Annotated in this window: 17 protein-coding genes and 1 tRNA gene; 13 read left to right on the top strand and 5 right to left on the bottom strand. The window is 67.2% G+C overall.

All coding sequences use genetic code 11. From position 1 onward, the window contains the following. Positions 1-5: 5 nt before the first annotated feature. Genes hisA through hisB form a run of 4 tightly spaced genes read right to left on the bottom strand, consistent with a single transcriptional unit; the run spans position 6 to position 2,287 of the window. Positions 6-743, bottom strand: a complete 738-nt coding sequence (hisA, locus tag FHW81_RS09230) for a 1-(5-phosphoribosyl)-5-[(5-phosphoribosylamino)methylideneamino]imidazole-4-carboxamide isomerase (protein ID WP_003106336.1) — start codon at positions 741-743, stop codon at positions 6-8. A 48-nt stretch (positions 744-791) separates the two neighbouring features. Continuing rightward, the gene (locus FHW81_RS09225; RefSeq protein ID WP_003112624.1) at positions 792-1,052 is read right to left on the bottom strand and encodes a DUF2164 domain-containing protein; all 261 of its coding nucleotides are present in this window, start codon (positions 1,050-1,052) and stop codon (positions 792-794) included. A 3-nt stretch (positions 1,053-1,055) separates the two neighbouring features. After that, positions 1,056-1,694, bottom strand: coding sequence for an imidazole glycerol phosphate synthase subunit HisH (gene hisH, locus FHW81_RS09220; protein ID WP_003096087.1), 639 nt, complete (start codon positions 1,692-1,694; stop codon positions 1,056-1,058). Then, entirely contained in the window at positions 1,694-2,287 is a 594-nt protein-coding gene (hisB, locus tag FHW81_RS09215; protein WP_003096088.1) for an imidazoleglycerol-phosphate dehydratase HisB, read from the bottom strand. The genes hisH and hisB overlap by 1 nt, the downstream gene beginning before the upstream one ends. Before the next feature lie 160 nt (positions 2,288-2,447). Between hisB and FHW81_RS09210 the strand changes: the two genes are divergently transcribed. From FHW81_RS09210 to FHW81_RS09175, 8 genes are all read left to right on the top strand, one after another. Then, complete coding sequence (locus FHW81_RS09210; protein WP_003112623.1) at positions 2,448-2,846, top strand: acetyl-CoA sensor PanZ family protein; 399 nt, start codon at positions 2,448-2,450, stop codon at positions 2,844-2,846. Positions 2,847-2,882: 36 nt separating this feature from the next. After that, entirely contained in the window at positions 2,883-3,119 is a 237-nt protein-coding gene (locus tag FHW81_RS09205; RefSeq protein ID WP_003121252.1) for a hypothetical protein, read from the top strand. Continuing rightward, complete coding sequence (locus FHW81_RS09200) at positions 3,116-4,222, top strand: NAD(P)/FAD-dependent oxidoreductase (protein WP_106120539.1); 1,107 nt, start codon at positions 3,116-3,118, stop codon at positions 4,220-4,222. Before FHW81_RS09205 ends, FHW81_RS09200 begins: the two co-directional genes overlap by 4 nt. Positions 4,223-4,315: 93 nt before the next feature. Next, complete coding sequence (locus FHW81_RS09195; protein ID WP_003105535.1) at positions 4,316-6,568, top strand: AsmA family protein; 2,253 nt, start codon at positions 4,316-4,318, stop codon at positions 6,566-6,568. After that, entirely contained in the window at positions 6,565-7,632 is a 1,068-nt protein-coding gene (mutY, locus tag FHW81_RS09190) for an A/G-specific adenine glycosylase (protein WP_004352428.1), read from the top strand. Before FHW81_RS09195 ends, mutY begins: the two co-directional genes overlap by 4 nt. 43 nt (positions 7,633-7,675) lie before the next feature. Beyond that, positions 7,676-7,948, top strand: coding sequence for an oxidative damage protection protein (locus FHW81_RS09185; RefSeq protein WP_003096100.1), 273 nt, complete (start codon positions 7,676-7,678; stop codon positions 7,946-7,948). 27 nt (positions 7,949-7,975) lie between these two features. Then, on the top strand, positions 7,976-9,058 hold the full coding sequence (locus tag FHW81_RS09180; protein ID WP_003112619.1) for an oxidoreductase: 1,083 nt from the start codon (positions 7,976-7,978) through the stop codon (positions 9,056-9,058). A gap of 113 nt (positions 9,059-9,171) precedes the next feature. Next, a tRNA-Phe gene (locus FHW81_RS09175) sits at positions 9,172-9,247 on the top strand. A 56-nt stretch (positions 9,248-9,303) separates the two neighbouring features. Here the strand turns inward: FHW81_RS09175 and FHW81_RS09170 are convergent. After that, the gene (locus FHW81_RS09170) at positions 9,304-10,041 is read right to left on the bottom strand and encodes an SDR family NAD(P)-dependent oxidoreductase (protein ID WP_003096148.1); all 738 of its coding nucleotides are present in this window, start codon (positions 10,039-10,041) and stop codon (positions 9,304-9,306) included. 158 nt (positions 10,042-10,199) lie between these two features. On the opposite strand from FHW81_RS09170, the gene FHW81_RS09165 reads away from it, so the two are divergent. The 5 genes from FHW81_RS09165 to FHW81_RS09145 all read left to right on the top strand — a co-directional run bounded on the left by FHW81_RS09165 (position 10,200) and on the right by FHW81_RS09145 (position 14,124). After that, the gene (locus FHW81_RS09165; RefSeq protein ID WP_429478423.1) at positions 10,200-10,889 is read left to right on the top strand and encodes a DUF502 domain-containing protein; all 690 of its coding nucleotides are present in this window, start codon (positions 10,200-10,202) and stop codon (positions 10,887-10,889) included. 248 nt (positions 10,890-11,137) lie between these two features. Further along, complete coding sequence (locus FHW81_RS09160; protein ID WP_003096153.1) at positions 11,138-11,911, top strand: ABC transporter ATP-binding protein; 774 nt, start codon at positions 11,138-11,140, stop codon at positions 11,909-11,911. Positions 11,912-11,925: 14 nt separating this feature from the next. Beyond that, positions 11,926-12,678 carry an ABC transporter substrate-binding protein gene (locus FHW81_RS09155; RefSeq protein ID WP_003096156.1) on the top strand — a complete coding sequence of 251 codons (753 nt, stop codon included), beginning with the start codon at positions 11,926-11,928 and terminating at the stop codon, positions 12,676-12,678. A gap of 61 nt (positions 12,679-12,739) precedes the next feature. Beyond that, positions 12,740-13,435 carry an ABC transporter permease gene (locus FHW81_RS09150; protein ID WP_003105543.1) on the top strand — a complete coding sequence of 232 codons (696 nt, stop codon included), beginning with the start codon at positions 12,740-12,742 and terminating at the stop codon, positions 13,433-13,435. After that, positions 13,432-14,124, top strand: coding sequence for an ABC transporter permease (locus FHW81_RS09145; protein WP_003096163.1), 693 nt, complete (start codon positions 13,432-13,434; stop codon positions 14,122-14,124). Before FHW81_RS09150 ends, FHW81_RS09145 begins: the two co-directional genes overlap by 4 nt. The last annotated feature ends 35 nt before the right edge of the window (positions 14,125-14,159 follow it).

The following is a 14,159-nucleotide window of genomic DNA, read 5'->3' as shown; positions in this document are numbered from 1 at the left end:
TCGCCTCAGGCCTTGAAGTTGTCGCACAGCGCCTGGGCTTCGGCCACGTCCAGGGTGCCTTCGTAGATCGCCCGGCCGGTGATGGCGCCGATGATCCCCGGGGTGCGGGCGTCCAGCAGCTTCTGGATGTCGCCGAGATTGTGGATGCCGCCGGAGGCGATCACCGGGATCCGCGTGGCATTGGCCAGCGCGGCGGTAGCCTCGACGTTGCAGCCCTGCATCATGCCGTCCTTGGAAATATCCGTGTAGACGATGGCGGACACCCCGTCGGCCTCGAAGCGACGAGCCAGGTCGATCACCTGGACTTCGCTGACCTCGGCCCAGCCGTCGGTGGCGACGAAACCGTCCTTGGCATCCAGGCCGACGATGACCTTGCCCGGGAAGGCGCGGCAGGCCTCGCCGACGAACTCAGGCTGCTTGACCGCCTTGGTGCCGATGATGACGTAGCTGACGCCGGCGCGAACGTAATGCTCGATGGTTTCCAGCGAGCGGATGCCGCCGCCGATCTGGATCGGCAGGTCCGGGTAGCGACGGGCGATGGCGGTGACCACCTCGCCGTTGACCGGCTTGCCTTCGAAAGCGCCGTTCAGGTCCACCAGGTGCAGGCGGCGGCAACCGCCATCGACCCATTTGGCGGCCATCGCCACCGGATCGTCGGAGAAGACCGTGGCGTCTTCCATCAGGCCCTGGCGCAGACGCACGCAGGCGCCGTCTTTCAAGTCGATCGCGGGAATGATCAGCATCGGTGAACCCTGTTCAAGTCTGTATTCGGTGGACAGGCGCGCGGAAACTCAACTCTTTTCCAGCGCCCAGACATCGCTCTCGATGCTTTCGAACCGTTCCTTCAGGTACGACTGCACGTCGAGGATGGCCTTGTTGTAGAAGTACGGGGCGAACTCGCGGGCGAAGAAATCGAGCAGTTCCTCGGCTTCGAAGGAACCCAGCTCCAGTTCGAAGCGGTCCTCCATGAAGCGCTTGATCGCCAGTACCGCGTCCTGAGTCTGCGCGGCGTCCAGCTGGAGGATCGGCGTATTGCTCTTCGCCCTGGCCATGACCTACCAGCGCCCGTCCCAGGCCACGAAGTTCTGCAGCAGTTGCAGGCCGTGGGTATGGCTCTTTTCCGGGTGGAACTGCACGGCGAAACGCGAGCCTTCGGCCAGCGCGGCGGCGAAATCGACGCCGTAGTGCCCGTGCCCCACCACCTGGCGCGGGTTACCGGCCTCGATGTAATAGCTGTGCACGAAGTAGAAGCGCGCCTGGTCGGGAATCTCGTGCCACAACGGGTGCTCCACCGCCTGGCTCACCTGGTTCCAGCCCATGTGCGGCACCTTCAGGTGCTCGCCGGCTTCGTGCAGGTCCTTGCCGAAGAAGCGCACCTGGCCGGGGAACAGACCGATGCAGTCGACCCCGTCGTTCTCCTCGCTGCGCTCCAGCAATGCCTGCATGCCGACGCAGATGCCGAGGAACGGGCGGTCCTGGCTGACCTCGCGGACCAGGGCGTCGAAGCCCAGGCGGCGGATCTCGGCCATGCAGTCGCGGATCGCGCCAACCCCGGGGAACACCACCCGGTCGGCCTCGCGGATCACCGCCGCGTCGCTGCTAACCAGCACCCGGCCGGCACCGACGTGCTCAAGGGCCTTGGCCACCGAGTGCAGGTTGCCCATGCCGTAGTCGATCACGGCTACCGTCTGCATCACAGGCACCCTTTGGTCGACGGCATCTGCCCGGCCATCCGCTCGTCCAGCTCGATGGCCATGCGCAGCGCGCGGCCGAAGGCCTTGAACACGGTCTCGATCTGGTGGTGGGTGTTGTGCCCGCGCAGGTTGTCGATGTGCAGGGTCACCTGGGCGTGGTTGACGAAGCCCTGGAAGAATTCCATGAACAGGTCGACGTCGAAGCCGCCGACGCTGGCACGGGTAAAGGGAACGTGCATCTGCAGGCCGGGCCGCCCGGAGAAGTCGATGACCACCCGCGACAGCGCCTCGTCGAGGGGCACGTAGGCGTGGCCGTAGCGGCGGATGCCCTTCTTGTCGCCGATGGCCTTGGCGAAGGCCTGGCCGAGGGTGATGCCGATGTCCTCGACGGTGTGGTGATCGTCGATATGCAGGTCGCCCTTGCACTCGATGTCCAGGTCGATCAGGCCGTGGCGGGCGATCTGGTCCATCATGTGGTCAAGGAAGGGAACCCCGGTATCGAACCGGGCCTTGCCGGTCCCATCCAGGTCGATGGAGACCTTGATCTGGGTCTCCAGGGTGTCGCGCGCGACGGATGCCTTGCGTTCGGCCATCACCAGCTCCACAGCTAACACTGCACGTAATTATAAGAGGGCCAGCATTATAGGCAGGCCCGGGCTGGCGCTGCCAGCCGCGACCGTCGGCGCGAATCGCCCCACGGGCGGCGGGCCAGGCCTTACACTGCGCTCCTTTCTTCCCGCCGCGGAGAGCCGCATGCCCGTGATCGTCGAAACCCTCGCCCAACCCAGCGCCCAGGATCGCCTGGACCTGGCGAAGATCTACGCCGACGCGCCGGACTGGCTGTTCGCCCCGCATGCCGACGGCGCGGCGCTGGTCGCGGCCGGGCTGGCCGCCGGCGAGCTGATCGCCGGGCGCTTCAACGACCGCCTGCTGGGTGCCGCCCTGCTGCGGCGCGGCGACGACGCCTGGCAGCTGTCGCACCTTTGCGTGCGCGGCATCACCCGCGGCCGCGGGGTCGGCCGACGCCTCCTCGACGAGGCCCGGCGCCTGGCTGCCGAAGCCGGCAAGCCGCTGCGCCTGGTCGCCCCGGACGGGCACCTGGAGGCCCGTGCCCTCGCGGCACGCCACGGGCTGCCGCTGGACAGCCTCTGATATGCTCGGTGGCGGTCCCCGCCACGGAGCTTCGCCATGTCCTTTTCCTCCGCCGAACGCGCCGCCCTGCTTGCCCTCAAGGGGGTCGGCCCGACCGTGCTGCAACGCCTGGAGCAGATGGGCCTGGACAGCTTCGTCCGGCTGCGCGACTGCGACGCCGCGAGTATCCTCGCCCAGGGCGCGGCCCTGACCGGCTCCAGTTGCTGGAAGAACAGCCCGCAGGCGCGGGCAGCGATCATCGCCGTGCTGCAGCGCGCAGCCAGCGACGCATGAACGACGTCGACGTACTGGTAGTCGGCGCCGGCGCCCTCGGCCTGGCCTGCGCCGCGCGCCTGGCCGAAGCCGGCCACGGCGTACTGGTGGCGGAGCGCGAACGGCTGGTCGGTAGCCACACCTCCAGTCGCAATTCCGAAGTGATCCACGCCGGCCTCTACTACCCGCCCGGCTCGCTCAAGGCCGATCTCTGCCTGGAAGGCCGCGAACGCCTGTACGCCTGGTGCGCCCGCCACGGCGTCGGCCACCGGCGCATCGGCAAGCTGCTGGTGGCGGTGGAGGAAAACGAGCGCGAGAGGCTCCAGGCCCTGGCGGCCAACGCACGCGCCTGCGGGGTCGACGACCTGATGCCGCTGGACGGCACCACGCTGCGCGCGCTGGAGCCCCAGGTCCGCGGGGTCGCCGCCCTGCTCTCGCCGAGCACGGGAATCATCGACAGCCACGCCTACCTGCAATCGCTGCAGGCCGTCGCCGAACGCCACGGCGCACAACTGGCGCTGGACACCCGGGTCGACCGCCTGGAGCGCCACGCCGGCGGCTGGCGCGCCGAAGGACAGAGCGTCGGCGAAGCGTTCCGGTTGCGCGCGGGCTGGGTGGTCAATGCCGGCGGCCTGTTCGCCCAGGCGCTGGCGCAACGCACCGAAGGCCTCGATCCGCGCCTGGTGCCGGCGCTGCACCTGTGCCAGGGGCGCTATTTCTCCTACAGCGGCCGCTCGCCGTTCCGCCACCTGGTCTACCCGATGCCCGAGGCGCGCACCGCCGGGCTCGGCATCCACGCCACCCTCGACCTCGGCGGCCAGTTGCGCTTCGGTCCCGACGTGAATTACGTGGACAACCTCGACTACCGCGTCGACGAATCCCTCTGCCCCGCCTTCGCCCAGGCCATCTCGCGCTACTTCCCCGGCATCGATCCTCGGCGCCTGGCCGCCGGCTACGCCGGCATCCGGCCCAAGCTCGGCGGGCCGGGGGAACCCGCCGCCGACTTCATCATCCAAACCCCTGCCGAACACGGCCTGCCCGGCCTGGTCAACCTGTTCGGCATCGAGTCGCCCGGCCTCACCGCCAGCCTGGCGCTCGCCGAACGGGTCGCCCGCGCACTCTGAGACGAGGTTTCGCCGCGCGCAGGGTCGGCCTGGCAAAACGGCGTTGTTATACTCGCCCGCACATTCACCGCTGCCAGCACAAAGGATTCGTCCATGAAAGCATTCGGCAAGGTCCTGGGGCTGTTCTTCCTGGGACTCTTACTGCTCGTCGTGGCCCTGGGCTTCGCCCTGACCCACCTGTTCGATCCCAATGACTACAAGGACGAAATCCGCCAGATCGCCCGCGACAAGGCCAACCTGGAGCTGGACCTGAAGGGCGACATCGGCTGGAGCCTGTTCCCCTGGCTGGGCCTGGAACTGCACGACACCAGCATCGCCAGCGCCGCCACGCCGACCAAGCCGTTCGCCGACCTGCAGATGCTCGGCCTGTCGGTGCGGGTCCTGCCGCTGCTGCGCAAGGACGTGCAGATGAGCGCGATCCGCGTCGAAGGCCTGAGCCTGGACCTGGTCCGCGACAAGCAGGGCAAGGGCAACTGGGAAAACATCGGCAAGCCGGCCCAGCCCCAGGCCCCGGCCGCTCCTTCCGCCACCCCGCCGGCAGCGGACGGCAAGGGCGCCCAGGCGCAGGCACCGGAGCAGGCGCCGCAGAACGACAGCCCGCGCACCCCGATCAAGCTCGACATCGACAGCCTCAACGTCAACAACGCCCGCGTCACCTATACCGACGAAGCCAGCGGCAAGCAGTACAACGTCGAGGGCATCGAGCTGAGCACCGGCGCCATTCGCGAAGGCAGCAGCATTCCGCTGAAGCTCAACGCCTACCTCGGCACCAACCAGCCGGTGGTACGGGTCAAGACCGAGCTGACCGGCAACCTGCGCTTCGACACCGCGCTCAGGCGCTACCAACTGGAAGACGCCAGGCTCTCCGGCGAAGCCTCGGGCGAGCCGCTGCAAGGCAAGACCGCCACCTTCTCCGCCCAGGGCCAGTTGCTGCTCGACCAGTCGGCGCAGATCGCCGAGTGGAACGGCCTGAAGCTGAGCGTCAACCAGTTGCGCGCCCTCGGCGAACTGAAGGCCCGCGAGCTGGACAAGGACACCAAGTTCAGCGGCGGCCTGTCGATCGCGCCGATGAACCTGCGCGAGTTCCTCGCCGGCATCGGTGTGACCCTGCCGGCCATGGCCGATGCCAACACCCTCGGCAAGTTCGAGCTGAACACCCGCCTGGCCGGCAGCCGCAACAGCCTGAATCTCGAAGACCTCAAGCTGGGTCTGGACGACACTGCCTTCAGCGGCCGCTTCGGCATCGCCGATTTCGCCAGGCAATCGCTGCGCGCCCAGCTCAAGGGCGACAAGCTCGACCTCGACCGCTACCTGCCGGCCAAGGCCAAGCAAGCCCAGGATGCCGCCAGCGCCACGCGCAAGGCGGAAGTCGACGCCACCGTGGCCAGTGCCGCCCAGGGCAACACGCCGCTACCGGAAAAACCGACCAGGCAGGCCTGGAGCGACGCGCCGCTGCTGCCCATCGCGACCCTGCGCAAGCTCGACCTGGACGTGGCGCTGAACTTCGGCCGGCTGACCGTCGAGAAGCTGCCGATCGACGACGCCAGCCTGAAGCTGCGCGGCCAGGGCGGCGTGATCAGCCTCGACGACATGCGCGGCGGGCTGTACAACGGCCGCTTCAACGCCAAGGCCAACCTCGATGTACGCCAGGACAGCGCCGTGCTGACCGCCACCAAGCACATCGCCAACGTGCCGGTGGAGCGCCTGCTCGAAGCCCAGGGCAAGAAACCGCCGGTGAAGGGGCTGCTCGACCTCGATGCCGACATCCGCACCAGCGGCAACAGCGAGAAATCCTGGATCGACCATCTCAACGGCAACGCACGCTTCAGCCTGATCAACGGCGTGCTGCCCGACGCCAACCTGGAGCAACAGCTCTGCCAGGGCATCGCTACCCTCAACCGCAAGGCCCTTGCCGGTACTCACGGCGGCAAGGACACGCCTTTCCGCGAGCTCAAGGGCAGCCTGAACTTCACCAACGGCGTGGCCAGCAACCCTGACCTGAAAGTGGCCATTCCCGGCCTGGCGGTCAGCGGCCACGGCGATATCGACCTGCGCGTGCTGGGCATGGACTATCGCATCGGCGTGGAGATCCAGGGCGACAAGAGCGACATGCCGGACCCGGCCTGCCAGGTCAACCAGCGCTACGCCGGCATCGAATGGCCGCTGCTCTGCCGCGGCCCGCTGGAACTCGGCGCCAAGGCCTGCCGCCTGGACAAGGAAGGCATGGGTAAGGTCGCCGCGAAACTGGCCGGCAATCGCCTCAACGAAAAACTCGAAGAGAAGCTCGGCGACAAGGTCAGTCCGGAGCTGAAAGACGCACTCAAAGGGCTGTTCAACCGCAAATGACACCTGAAGGCTTCAACGGCGCGGTCCTCGACTGGTACGACCGTCACGGTCGCAAGGATCTGCCCTGGCAGCAGGGCATCACCCCCTACCGGGTGTGGGTCTCGGAAATCATGCTGCAGCAGACCCAGGTCAGCACCGTGCTCGGTTACTTCGACCGTTTCATGGCAGCGTTGCCCGACGTCGAGGCACTGGCCGCGGCGGCCGAGGACGAAGTCCTGCACCTGTGGACCGGGCTCGGCTACTACAGCCGTGCGCGCAACCTGCACAAGACCGCGCAGATCGTGGTCGAGCGGCATGCGGGGGAGTTCCCCCGCGACGTCGAGCAACTCGCCGAACTGCCCGGCATCGGCCGCTCCACCGCTGGAGCCATCGCCAGCCTGTCGATGGGCCTGCGCGCACCGATCCTCGACGGCAACGTCAAGCGCGTACTGGCGCGCTACCTGGCGCAGGACGGCTATCCCGGCGAACCGAAGGTGGCCAGGGCGCTGTGGGAAGCCGCCGAACGCTTCACCCCGCACGCACGGGTCAACCACTACACCCAGGCGATGATGGACCTCGGCGCCACCCTCTGCACGCGCAGCAAGCCCAGTTGCCTGCTTTGCCCGCTGGTCTCGGGCTGCCGCGCGCACCTGCTCGGCCGCGAAGCCGATTATCCGCAGCCCAAGCCGCGCAAGGCGTTGCCGCAGAAGCGCACGCTGATGCCGATCCTGGCCAACCGCGACGGCGCCATACTGCTCTACCGGCGGCCTTCCAGCGGACTCTGGGGCGGGCTCTGGAGCCTCCCCGAACTGGACGACCTCGACGGCCTCGAACCGCTCGCCGCGCGCCATTCCCTGGCCCTCGGCGAGCGCCGCGAACTGAGCGGCCTGACCCATACCTTCAGTCATTTCCAGCTCGCCATCGAGCCCTGGCTGGTGGCGGTGGAAAGCGCTCCGCGCGCCGTGGCCGAGGGCGACTGGCTCTGGTATAACCTCGCCACCCCGCCGCGCCTGGGCCTCGCCGCTCCGGTGAAGAAGCTGCTCAAGCGCGCAGAACAGGAACTCGGACGCGGCACGGCCGCGTGAATGCCGGGCCCGCGGGCCCGGCGGCAACTGCAGGAGAACGACCATGAGCCGCACCGTGATGTGCCGCAAATACCACGAAGAGCTGCCCGGCCTCGACCGCCCGCCGTATCCTGGCGCGAAGGGCGAGGACATCTACAACAACGTGTCGCGCAAGGCCTGGGACGAGTGGCAGAAGCACCAGACCATGCTGATCAACGAGCGTCGCCTGAACATGATGAACGCCGAGGACCGCAAGTTCCTCCAGCAGGAGATGGACAAGTTCCTCTCCGGCGAGGACTACGCCAAGGCCGACGGCTACGTGCCGCCATCCGCCTGACCCCCACCCCGCCCGACGGAGGCCGCCATGACCCCATCCCTCTCTGGCCTGCCTCCGATCCGCACCGCGCTGATCGGCTACGGCTTCGCCGGCAAGACCTTCCACGCCCCGCTGATCCGCGCGGTACCGGCGTTGTGCCTGGAGCACGTGGTCTCCCGCGACCCTGGGCGGGTGCACGCCGACCTGCCCGAAGCCCGGGTCAGCGCCGATCCGGATGAGGCCATCGAGGCCGCCGACATCGACCTGGTGGTCATCGCCTCGCCCAATGCCACCCACGCCAGCCTCGCCGAACGGGCCTTGCGCGCCGGCAAGCACGTGGTGGTGGACAAGCCGTTCACCGTCACCCTGGCCGAAGCCCGGCGCCTCGCCGACCTCGCCCGTGAACGGCCTGGGCAGGTCCTCTCGGTGTTCCAGAACCGGCGCTTCGACAGCGACTTCCTCGCCGTGGAGGCCGCCCTGCAGGCCGGCAGCATCGGCCCGGTGCGCTACTTCGAGTCGGCCATCGAGCGCTTCCGTCCGCAGGTCCGCGACCGCTGGCGCGAACACGACCTGCCCGGCTCCGGGCTGTGGTTCGACCTCGGCCCGCACCTGCTCGACCAGGCACTGTGCCTGTTCGGCGTACCGCAGCGTGTGCACGGACACCTGCGCCGGCTGCGCGAGGGCGCGCTGACCGACGACTGGTTCGAGGTCCTGCTCGATTATCCGCACTGCCAGGTAGCGCTGCGCGCCAGCATGCTCGCCGCCAATCCGGCGCCACGCTTCAATGTGCACGGCGACCACGGCAGCCTGCTCAAGGCCGGCGCCGACATCCAGGAAGCGCAACTGCTCCAGGGACTGCACCCCGGTTCCGCCGGCTGGGGCCGCGATCCCGACCTGCTGCAGCACATCGATGGCCAGGGCCTGCGCCAGTCGCTGGTCACCCCGGCAGGCGACCAGAGCCGCTACTACCAGGCGCTGGCCGCCGCCATCCGCGGCCAGTCGCGCAACCCGGTGTCGGCGCAACAGGCCTGCGCGCTGATGGCCCTGCTGGAGTTGGCACGACGCTCCGCCGAGGAAGGCCGGAGCCTGCCGGTGGAGCTGCGCGACGAGGAACGCCAGGCCTGGAACTGAGGCCCGGCAGTCCGGCAGAAACCGCGAGGGGATCGTAAGGCGTTAAAAAACAAAAAAAATTTCTTCGCCGGTGTTGACACTGCCGCGCTAAACCCGTTTAATTGCGCCCCGTTGCCCAGGTAGCTCAGTTGGTAGAGCAGGGGATTGAAAATCCCCGTGTCGGCGGTTCGATTCCGTCCCTGGGCACCATGAATACGACGAAAAGGCTCACCTCCGGGTGGGCCTTTTTGCTTTCCGCCGTTCGCCTAGACGTGCTGCCCGCCGTTGACGTGGATTTCCGCGCCATTCACGTAGGATGCGCCGCTGGTGCAGAGGAAGTAGATCAGCGAAGCGATCTCCTCCGGCCGGCCGAGGCGGTGCAGCGGGATACTGCGCTCGACGATCTCCTCGGTGCCCGGCGACAGGATCGAGGTGTCGATCTCCCCCGGCGCGATGGCGTTCACCCGCACCCCATGCGGGCCGAAGTCGTGGGCCATCTCGCGGGTCAGCGCGGACAACGCCGCCTTGGAAGTGGCGTAGGCCACCCCGGCGAACGGATGCACCTTCGAGCCGGCGATGGAGGTCACGTTGATCACCGTTCCCTGCGCCGCCTTCAGCTCGGCGAACAGGCCGCGCGCCAGCAGCGCGGTGGAGAACAGGTTGACGTTGAACACCCGCAGCCAGGTGGCGTAGTCGGTTTCCAGCACACCGAGGCGCTCGCCGCCTTCGCCCTTGGGCGAGATGCCGGCATTGTCCACCAGCGCGTGGAGCCGGCCGTCGCCAAGCTTCTCGCGGATCAGTTCCAGGCTGGCCTCGACGCCGGGAATGTCCTCCAGGTCCAGATGGATGTGGTTTTCCTCGCCGTCCGCCCAGGGACATTCGCTGGCCCAGCTCTGCCGCGACGCGGTGAACACCCGCCAACCCGCGGCATTGAAGTACTTCACCGTGGCATGCCCGATACCGCGGCTCGCCCCGGTCAGCAACAGGGTCTTTCTCTCCGCCATACGCCCTCCGTGAAGGCCTGCTGGAATGAACGCGACTCGCACAGCCTACAAGGAATGACGAATCGCCGCGGCGGATCTTTCGCCCATCCCGGCGAACGGCCGAGCGTGAGCCAGGCAGTGCCGATAGACTAGGCGGACCTTGTCCGGACCCCCGATCGATGCTGAAGAAAAACTTCAACTCCCTGCTCACCACCTGGCTCGCCGGCCTGCTGGTGATGCTGCCGCTGGTACTCACCCTAGCCTTGCTGGCCTGGGTGGTCAGCTTGCTGAACCGCTTCGTCGGTCCATCCAGCCTGATCGGTCGCGGCTTCGCCGCCATCGGCCAGCCGCTCGCCGGCGATTCGCCACTGGCCTACCTGCTCGGTACCGCGCTATTGCTGGTAGCCATCTACCTGCTTGGCCTCGGCGTACAGCTAGGCCTGAAGCGGCCGCTGGCCAACCTGTTCGACCTGACCCTGCGGCGCACCCCGCTGATCGGCAACCTGTACAACCTGGCCGACCGTTTCGTCGGCCTGCTGGACAAGAAGCAGGACGCCGACATCGCCGCGATGAGTCCGGTGTGGTGTTTCTTCGGCGGCGACGGCGCCGCCGTGCTGGCGCTGATGCCCAACCCCGAAGCGGTGGAACTGGACGGCCGCGCGCACTACGCGATCCTGGTGCCGACCGCGCCGATCCCGGTGGGCGGCGGCCTGCTCTACGTTCCGGTGGAATGGGTGAAACCGGCACAGATCGGCATGGACACCTTCACCAGCATCTATGTGTCGATGGGCATCACCCCACCGCCGCCGCTGGCCGCCGCCAAGGTGCTGGCGGAGCCGCGCGCGGAGCAGCCGCCGGCGGCTCCATAGGCGGTCCCGCATGCCCGGGAACGGGGCGCGCACCGACCTCCAGGCTCTGCTTCAGGTCAGGGTTCGCCAGGAGTTTTCTTCGAAAGCCGACAGTTTTGTTCCTACGCGACAGCGCACTGCAGCGATGCGACAAGATGCCGCCAACCCCGCTCCAGAGGCACGCCGCCTGCTTGGCTCCGGTTGAAGCGCTGTGCTAGCTTGCCTTCGCCAGGAAGGCCCTTCCAATCCGAATAACAAGAGGAAAATCCATGGCCGAGGCCACCCCCGCACTGGAAATCCGTAACCTGCACAAGCGCTACGGCGACCTCGAAGTGCTCAAGGGCATCTCCCTCACCGCCCGCGACGGCGACGTGATCTCCATCCTCGGATCGTCCGGCTCGGGCAAATCCACCTTCCTGCGCTGCATCAACCTGCTGGAGAACCCGCACCAGGGCCAGATCCTGGTCTCCGGCGAAGAGCTGCGCCTGAAGAAGAGCAAGAACGGCGACCTGGTCGCCGCCGACAGCCAGCAGATCAACCGGCTGCGCAGCGAACTCGGTTTCGTCTTCCAGAATTTCAACCTGTGGCCGCACATGAGCATCCTCGACAACGTGATCGAGGCGCCACGTCGCGTACTGGGCAAGAGCAAGGCCGAAGCGATCGAGATCGCCGAGGGCCTGCTGGCCAAGGTCGGCATCGCCGACAAGCGCCACAGCTATCCCGCGCAACTTTCCGGCGGCCAGCAGCAGCGCGCGGCCATCGCCCGGACCCTGGCCATGCAACCCAAGGTGATCCTGTTCGACGAGCCCACCTCGGCGCTCGACCCGGAAATGGTACAGGAAGTGCTTAACGTGATCCGTGCGCTCGCCGAAGAGGGCCGGACCATGCTGCTGGTCACCCACGAAATGAGCTTCGCCCGCCAGGTTTCCAGCGAGGTGGTATTCCTCCACCAGGGCCTGGTAGAAGAGCAGGGAACGCCGCAACAGGTTTTCGAAAACCCCCAGTCGGCGCGCTGCAAACAGTTCATGTCCAGCCACCGCTAACGGAGCAACACCGCATGAAGAACTATAAGAAGATCCTGCTGGCCGCCGCTGCAACCCTGGCCTTCGCCCTCGACGCCAGCGCCGCCGACAAGCTGCGCATCGGCACCGAAGGCGCCTACCCGCCCTTCAACGGCATCGATGCCAGCGGCCAGGCGGTCGGCTTCGACCTCGACATCGGCAAGGCGCTGTGCGCCAAGATGAAGACCGAGTGCGAGGTGGTGACCTCCGACTGGGACGGCATCATCCCGGCGTTGAACGCCAAGAAGTTCGACTTCATCGTCGCGTCCATGTCGATCACCGACGAGCGCAAGCAGGCAGTCGACTTCACCGATCCCTACTACACCAACAAGCTGCAGTTCGTCGCGCCGAAGAGCGTCGACTTCAAGACCGACAAGGACTCCCTGAAGGGCAAGGTGATCGGCGCCCAGCGCGCCACCATCGCCGGCACCTGGCTGGAAGACAACATGGCCGACGTGGTCACCATCAAGCTCTACGACACCCAGGAGAACGCCTACCTCGACCTCTCCTCGGGGCGCCTGGACGGCGTGCTGGCCGACAAGTTCGTGCAGTACGACTGGCTGAAGAGCGACGCCGGCAAGGAGTTCGAGTTCAAGGGCGAACCGGTGTTCGACAACGACAAGATCGGTATCGCCGTGCGCAAGGGCGACCCGCTGCGCGAGAAGCTCAACGCCGCGCTGAAGGAAATCGTCGCCGACGGTACCTACAAGAAGATCAACGACAAGTACTTCCCCTTCAGCATCTATTGATGCCAAGCCAGGCCACCGCCGGGCGCGTCCCGGCGGTGGCCGCCTTCAGGCCTGACTTCTCATGATTCTCGACCTGCATGGGTTCGGCGAGCAACTGCTCGCCGGTACCTGGATGACCCTCAAGCTGTCGCTGGCGGCGGTCTGCGTGGGGCTGTTGCTCGGCCTCCTCGGCGCCATCGCGAAGACTTCGAAGTACGCGGCCCTGCGTTTCCTCGGCGGCACCTACACCACCATCGTCCGTGGCGTGCCGGAAACGCTCTGGGTACTGATGATCTATTTCGGCACGGTGAGCGGCCTGAACGCCCTCGGCGACCTTTTCGGCAAGCCGGACCTGGCGCTCTCGCCGTTCGCCGCCGGCACCCTGGCCCTCGGCCTGTGCTTCGGCGCCTACGCCACCGAGGTGTTCCGCGGCGCGCTGTTGTCCATTCCGCGCGGCCATCGCGAGGCCGGCCAGGCGCTCGGCCTGTCGCCCGGTCGGATATTCTGGCGCATCGTCCTGCCGCAGATCTGGCGGGTCGCCCTGCCCGGCCTCGGCAACTTGTACCTGATCCTGCTGAAGGACACCGCGCTGGTGTCGCTGATCACCCTCGACGAGATCATGCGCAAGGCGCAGGTCGCCTCCAACGCGACCAAGGAACCCTTCACCTTCTACATGACCGCGGCCGCCATCTACCTGAGCCTCACGGTCGTCATCATGGTCGCCCTGCACTTCCTCGAACGTCGCGCCGGCCGTGGTTTCGTGAGGAACGAGCTATGAGCGAGTGGGAGCTGATCCTCAAGTGGATGCCGAAGATGCTCCAGGGCGCGGCGCTGACCCTGGAGCTGCTGGCGATCGCGGTGGTCGCCGGGCTCGCCCTGGCCCTGCCGCTGGGCATCGCCCGCGCCTCGCGGCACTGGTACGTGCGCGCGGTGCCGTACGCCTACATCTTCTTCTTCCGCGGCACGCCGCTGCTGCTGCAACTGTTCATCGTCTACTACGGCCTGGCGCAGTTCGAGGAAGTGCGCAAGAGCGCCTTCTGGCCCTACCTGCGCGATCCGTACTGGTGCGCGCTGCTGACCATGACCCTGCACACCGCCGCCTATATCGCCGAGATCCTCCGCGGCGCGATCCACTCGGTGCCGGTCGGCGAGGTGGAGGCCGCCCGCGCCCTCGGCATGTCGCGGCGCCAGGCGCTCTGGCACATCATCCTGCCGCGCGCGGTGCGCATCGGCCTGCCGGCCTACAGCAACGAAGTGATCCTGATGCTCAAGGCCAGCGCGGTGGTCTACACCGTGACCCTGTTCGACATCATGGGCATGGCCCGGACCATCATCGCCCGCACCTACGAATCGATGCTGTTCTTCTGCCTAGCCGGCGCGCTGTACCTGGTGATCACCATCGTGCTGACGCGGATCTTCCGCCTGATCGAACGCTGGTTGCGGGTCGACGCCACCCAGGGCCGCTGAGCGGGCGCTTTCCGATGCCTGCGGGGCGGCTATAA

It is taken from the genome of Pseudomonas sp. RC10-4-2 (genome assembly GCF_050433085.1).
Taxonomy (GTDB): domain Bacteria; phylum Pseudomonadota; class Gammaproteobacteria; order Pseudomonadales; family Pseudomonadaceae; genus Pseudomonas; species Pseudomonas aeruginosa.
The sequence above is the reverse complement of the archived record's forward strand: the minus strand, read 5'-3'. Positions and strand labels throughout refer to the sequence as shown.

What these genes read in the sequence shown, in the direction of transcription:
- hisA (WP_003106336.1), bottom strand. Translation starts at nt 743, where the DNA reads ATGCTGATCATTCCCGCGATCGACTTGAAAGACGGCGCCTGCGTGCGT.
- FHW81_RS09225 (WP_003112624.1), bottom strand. Translation starts at nt 1,052, where the DNA reads ATGGCCAGGGCGAAGAGCAATACGCCGATCCTCCAGCTGGACGCCGCG.
- hisH (WP_003096087.1), bottom strand. Translation starts at nt 1,694, where the DNA reads ATGCAGACGGTAGCCGTGATCGACTACGGCATGGGCAACCTGCACTCG.
- hisB (WP_003096088.1), bottom strand. Translation starts at nt 2,287, where the DNA reads ATGGCCGAACGCAAGGCATCCGTCGCGCGCGACACCCTGGAGACCCAG.
- FHW81_RS09210 (WP_003112623.1), top strand. Translation starts at nt 2,448, where the DNA reads ATGCCCGTGATCGTCGAAACCCTCGCCCAACCCAGCGCCCAGGATCGC.
- FHW81_RS09205 (WP_003121252.1), top strand. Translation starts at nt 2,883, where the DNA reads ATGTCCTTTTCCTCCGCCGAACGCGCCGCCCTGCTTGCCCTCAAGGGG.
- FHW81_RS09200 (WP_106120539.1), top strand. Translation starts at nt 3,116, where the DNA reads ATGAACGACGTCGACGTACTGGTAGTCGGCGCCGGCGCCCTCGGCCTG.
- FHW81_RS09195 (WP_003105535.1), top strand. Translation starts at nt 4,316, where the DNA reads ATGAAAGCATTCGGCAAGGTCCTGGGGCTGTTCTTCCTGGGACTCTTA.
- mutY (WP_004352428.1), top strand. Translation starts at nt 6,565, where the DNA reads ATGACACCTGAAGGCTTCAACGGCGCGGTCCTCGACTGGTACGACCGT.
- FHW81_RS09185 (WP_003096100.1), top strand. Translation starts at nt 7,676, where the DNA reads ATGAGCCGCACCGTGATGTGCCGCAAATACCACGAAGAGCTGCCCGGC.
- FHW81_RS09180 (WP_003112619.1), top strand. Translation starts at nt 7,976, where the DNA reads ATGACCCCATCCCTCTCTGGCCTGCCTCCGATCCGCACCGCGCTGATC.
- FHW81_RS09170 (WP_003096148.1), bottom strand. Translation starts at nt 10,041, where the DNA reads ATGGCGGAGAGAAAGACCCTGTTGCTGACCGGGGCGAGCCGCGGTATC.
- FHW81_RS09165 (WP_429478423.1), top strand. Translation starts at nt 10,200, where the DNA reads ATGCTGAAGAAAAACTTCAACTCCCTGCTCACCACCTGGCTCGCCGGC.
- FHW81_RS09160 (WP_003096153.1), top strand. Translation starts at nt 11,138, where the DNA reads ATGGCCGAGGCCACCCCCGCACTGGAAATCCGTAACCTGCACAAGCGC.
- FHW81_RS09155 (WP_003096156.1), top strand. Translation starts at nt 11,926, where the DNA reads ATGAAGAACTATAAGAAGATCCTGCTGGCCGCCGCTGCAACCCTGGCC.
- FHW81_RS09150 (WP_003105543.1), top strand. Translation starts at nt 12,740, where the DNA reads ATGATTCTCGACCTGCATGGGTTCGGCGAGCAACTGCTCGCCGGTACC.
- FHW81_RS09145 (WP_003096163.1), top strand. Translation starts at nt 13,432, where the DNA reads ATGAGCGAGTGGGAGCTGATCCTCAAGTGGATGCCGAAGATGCTCCAG.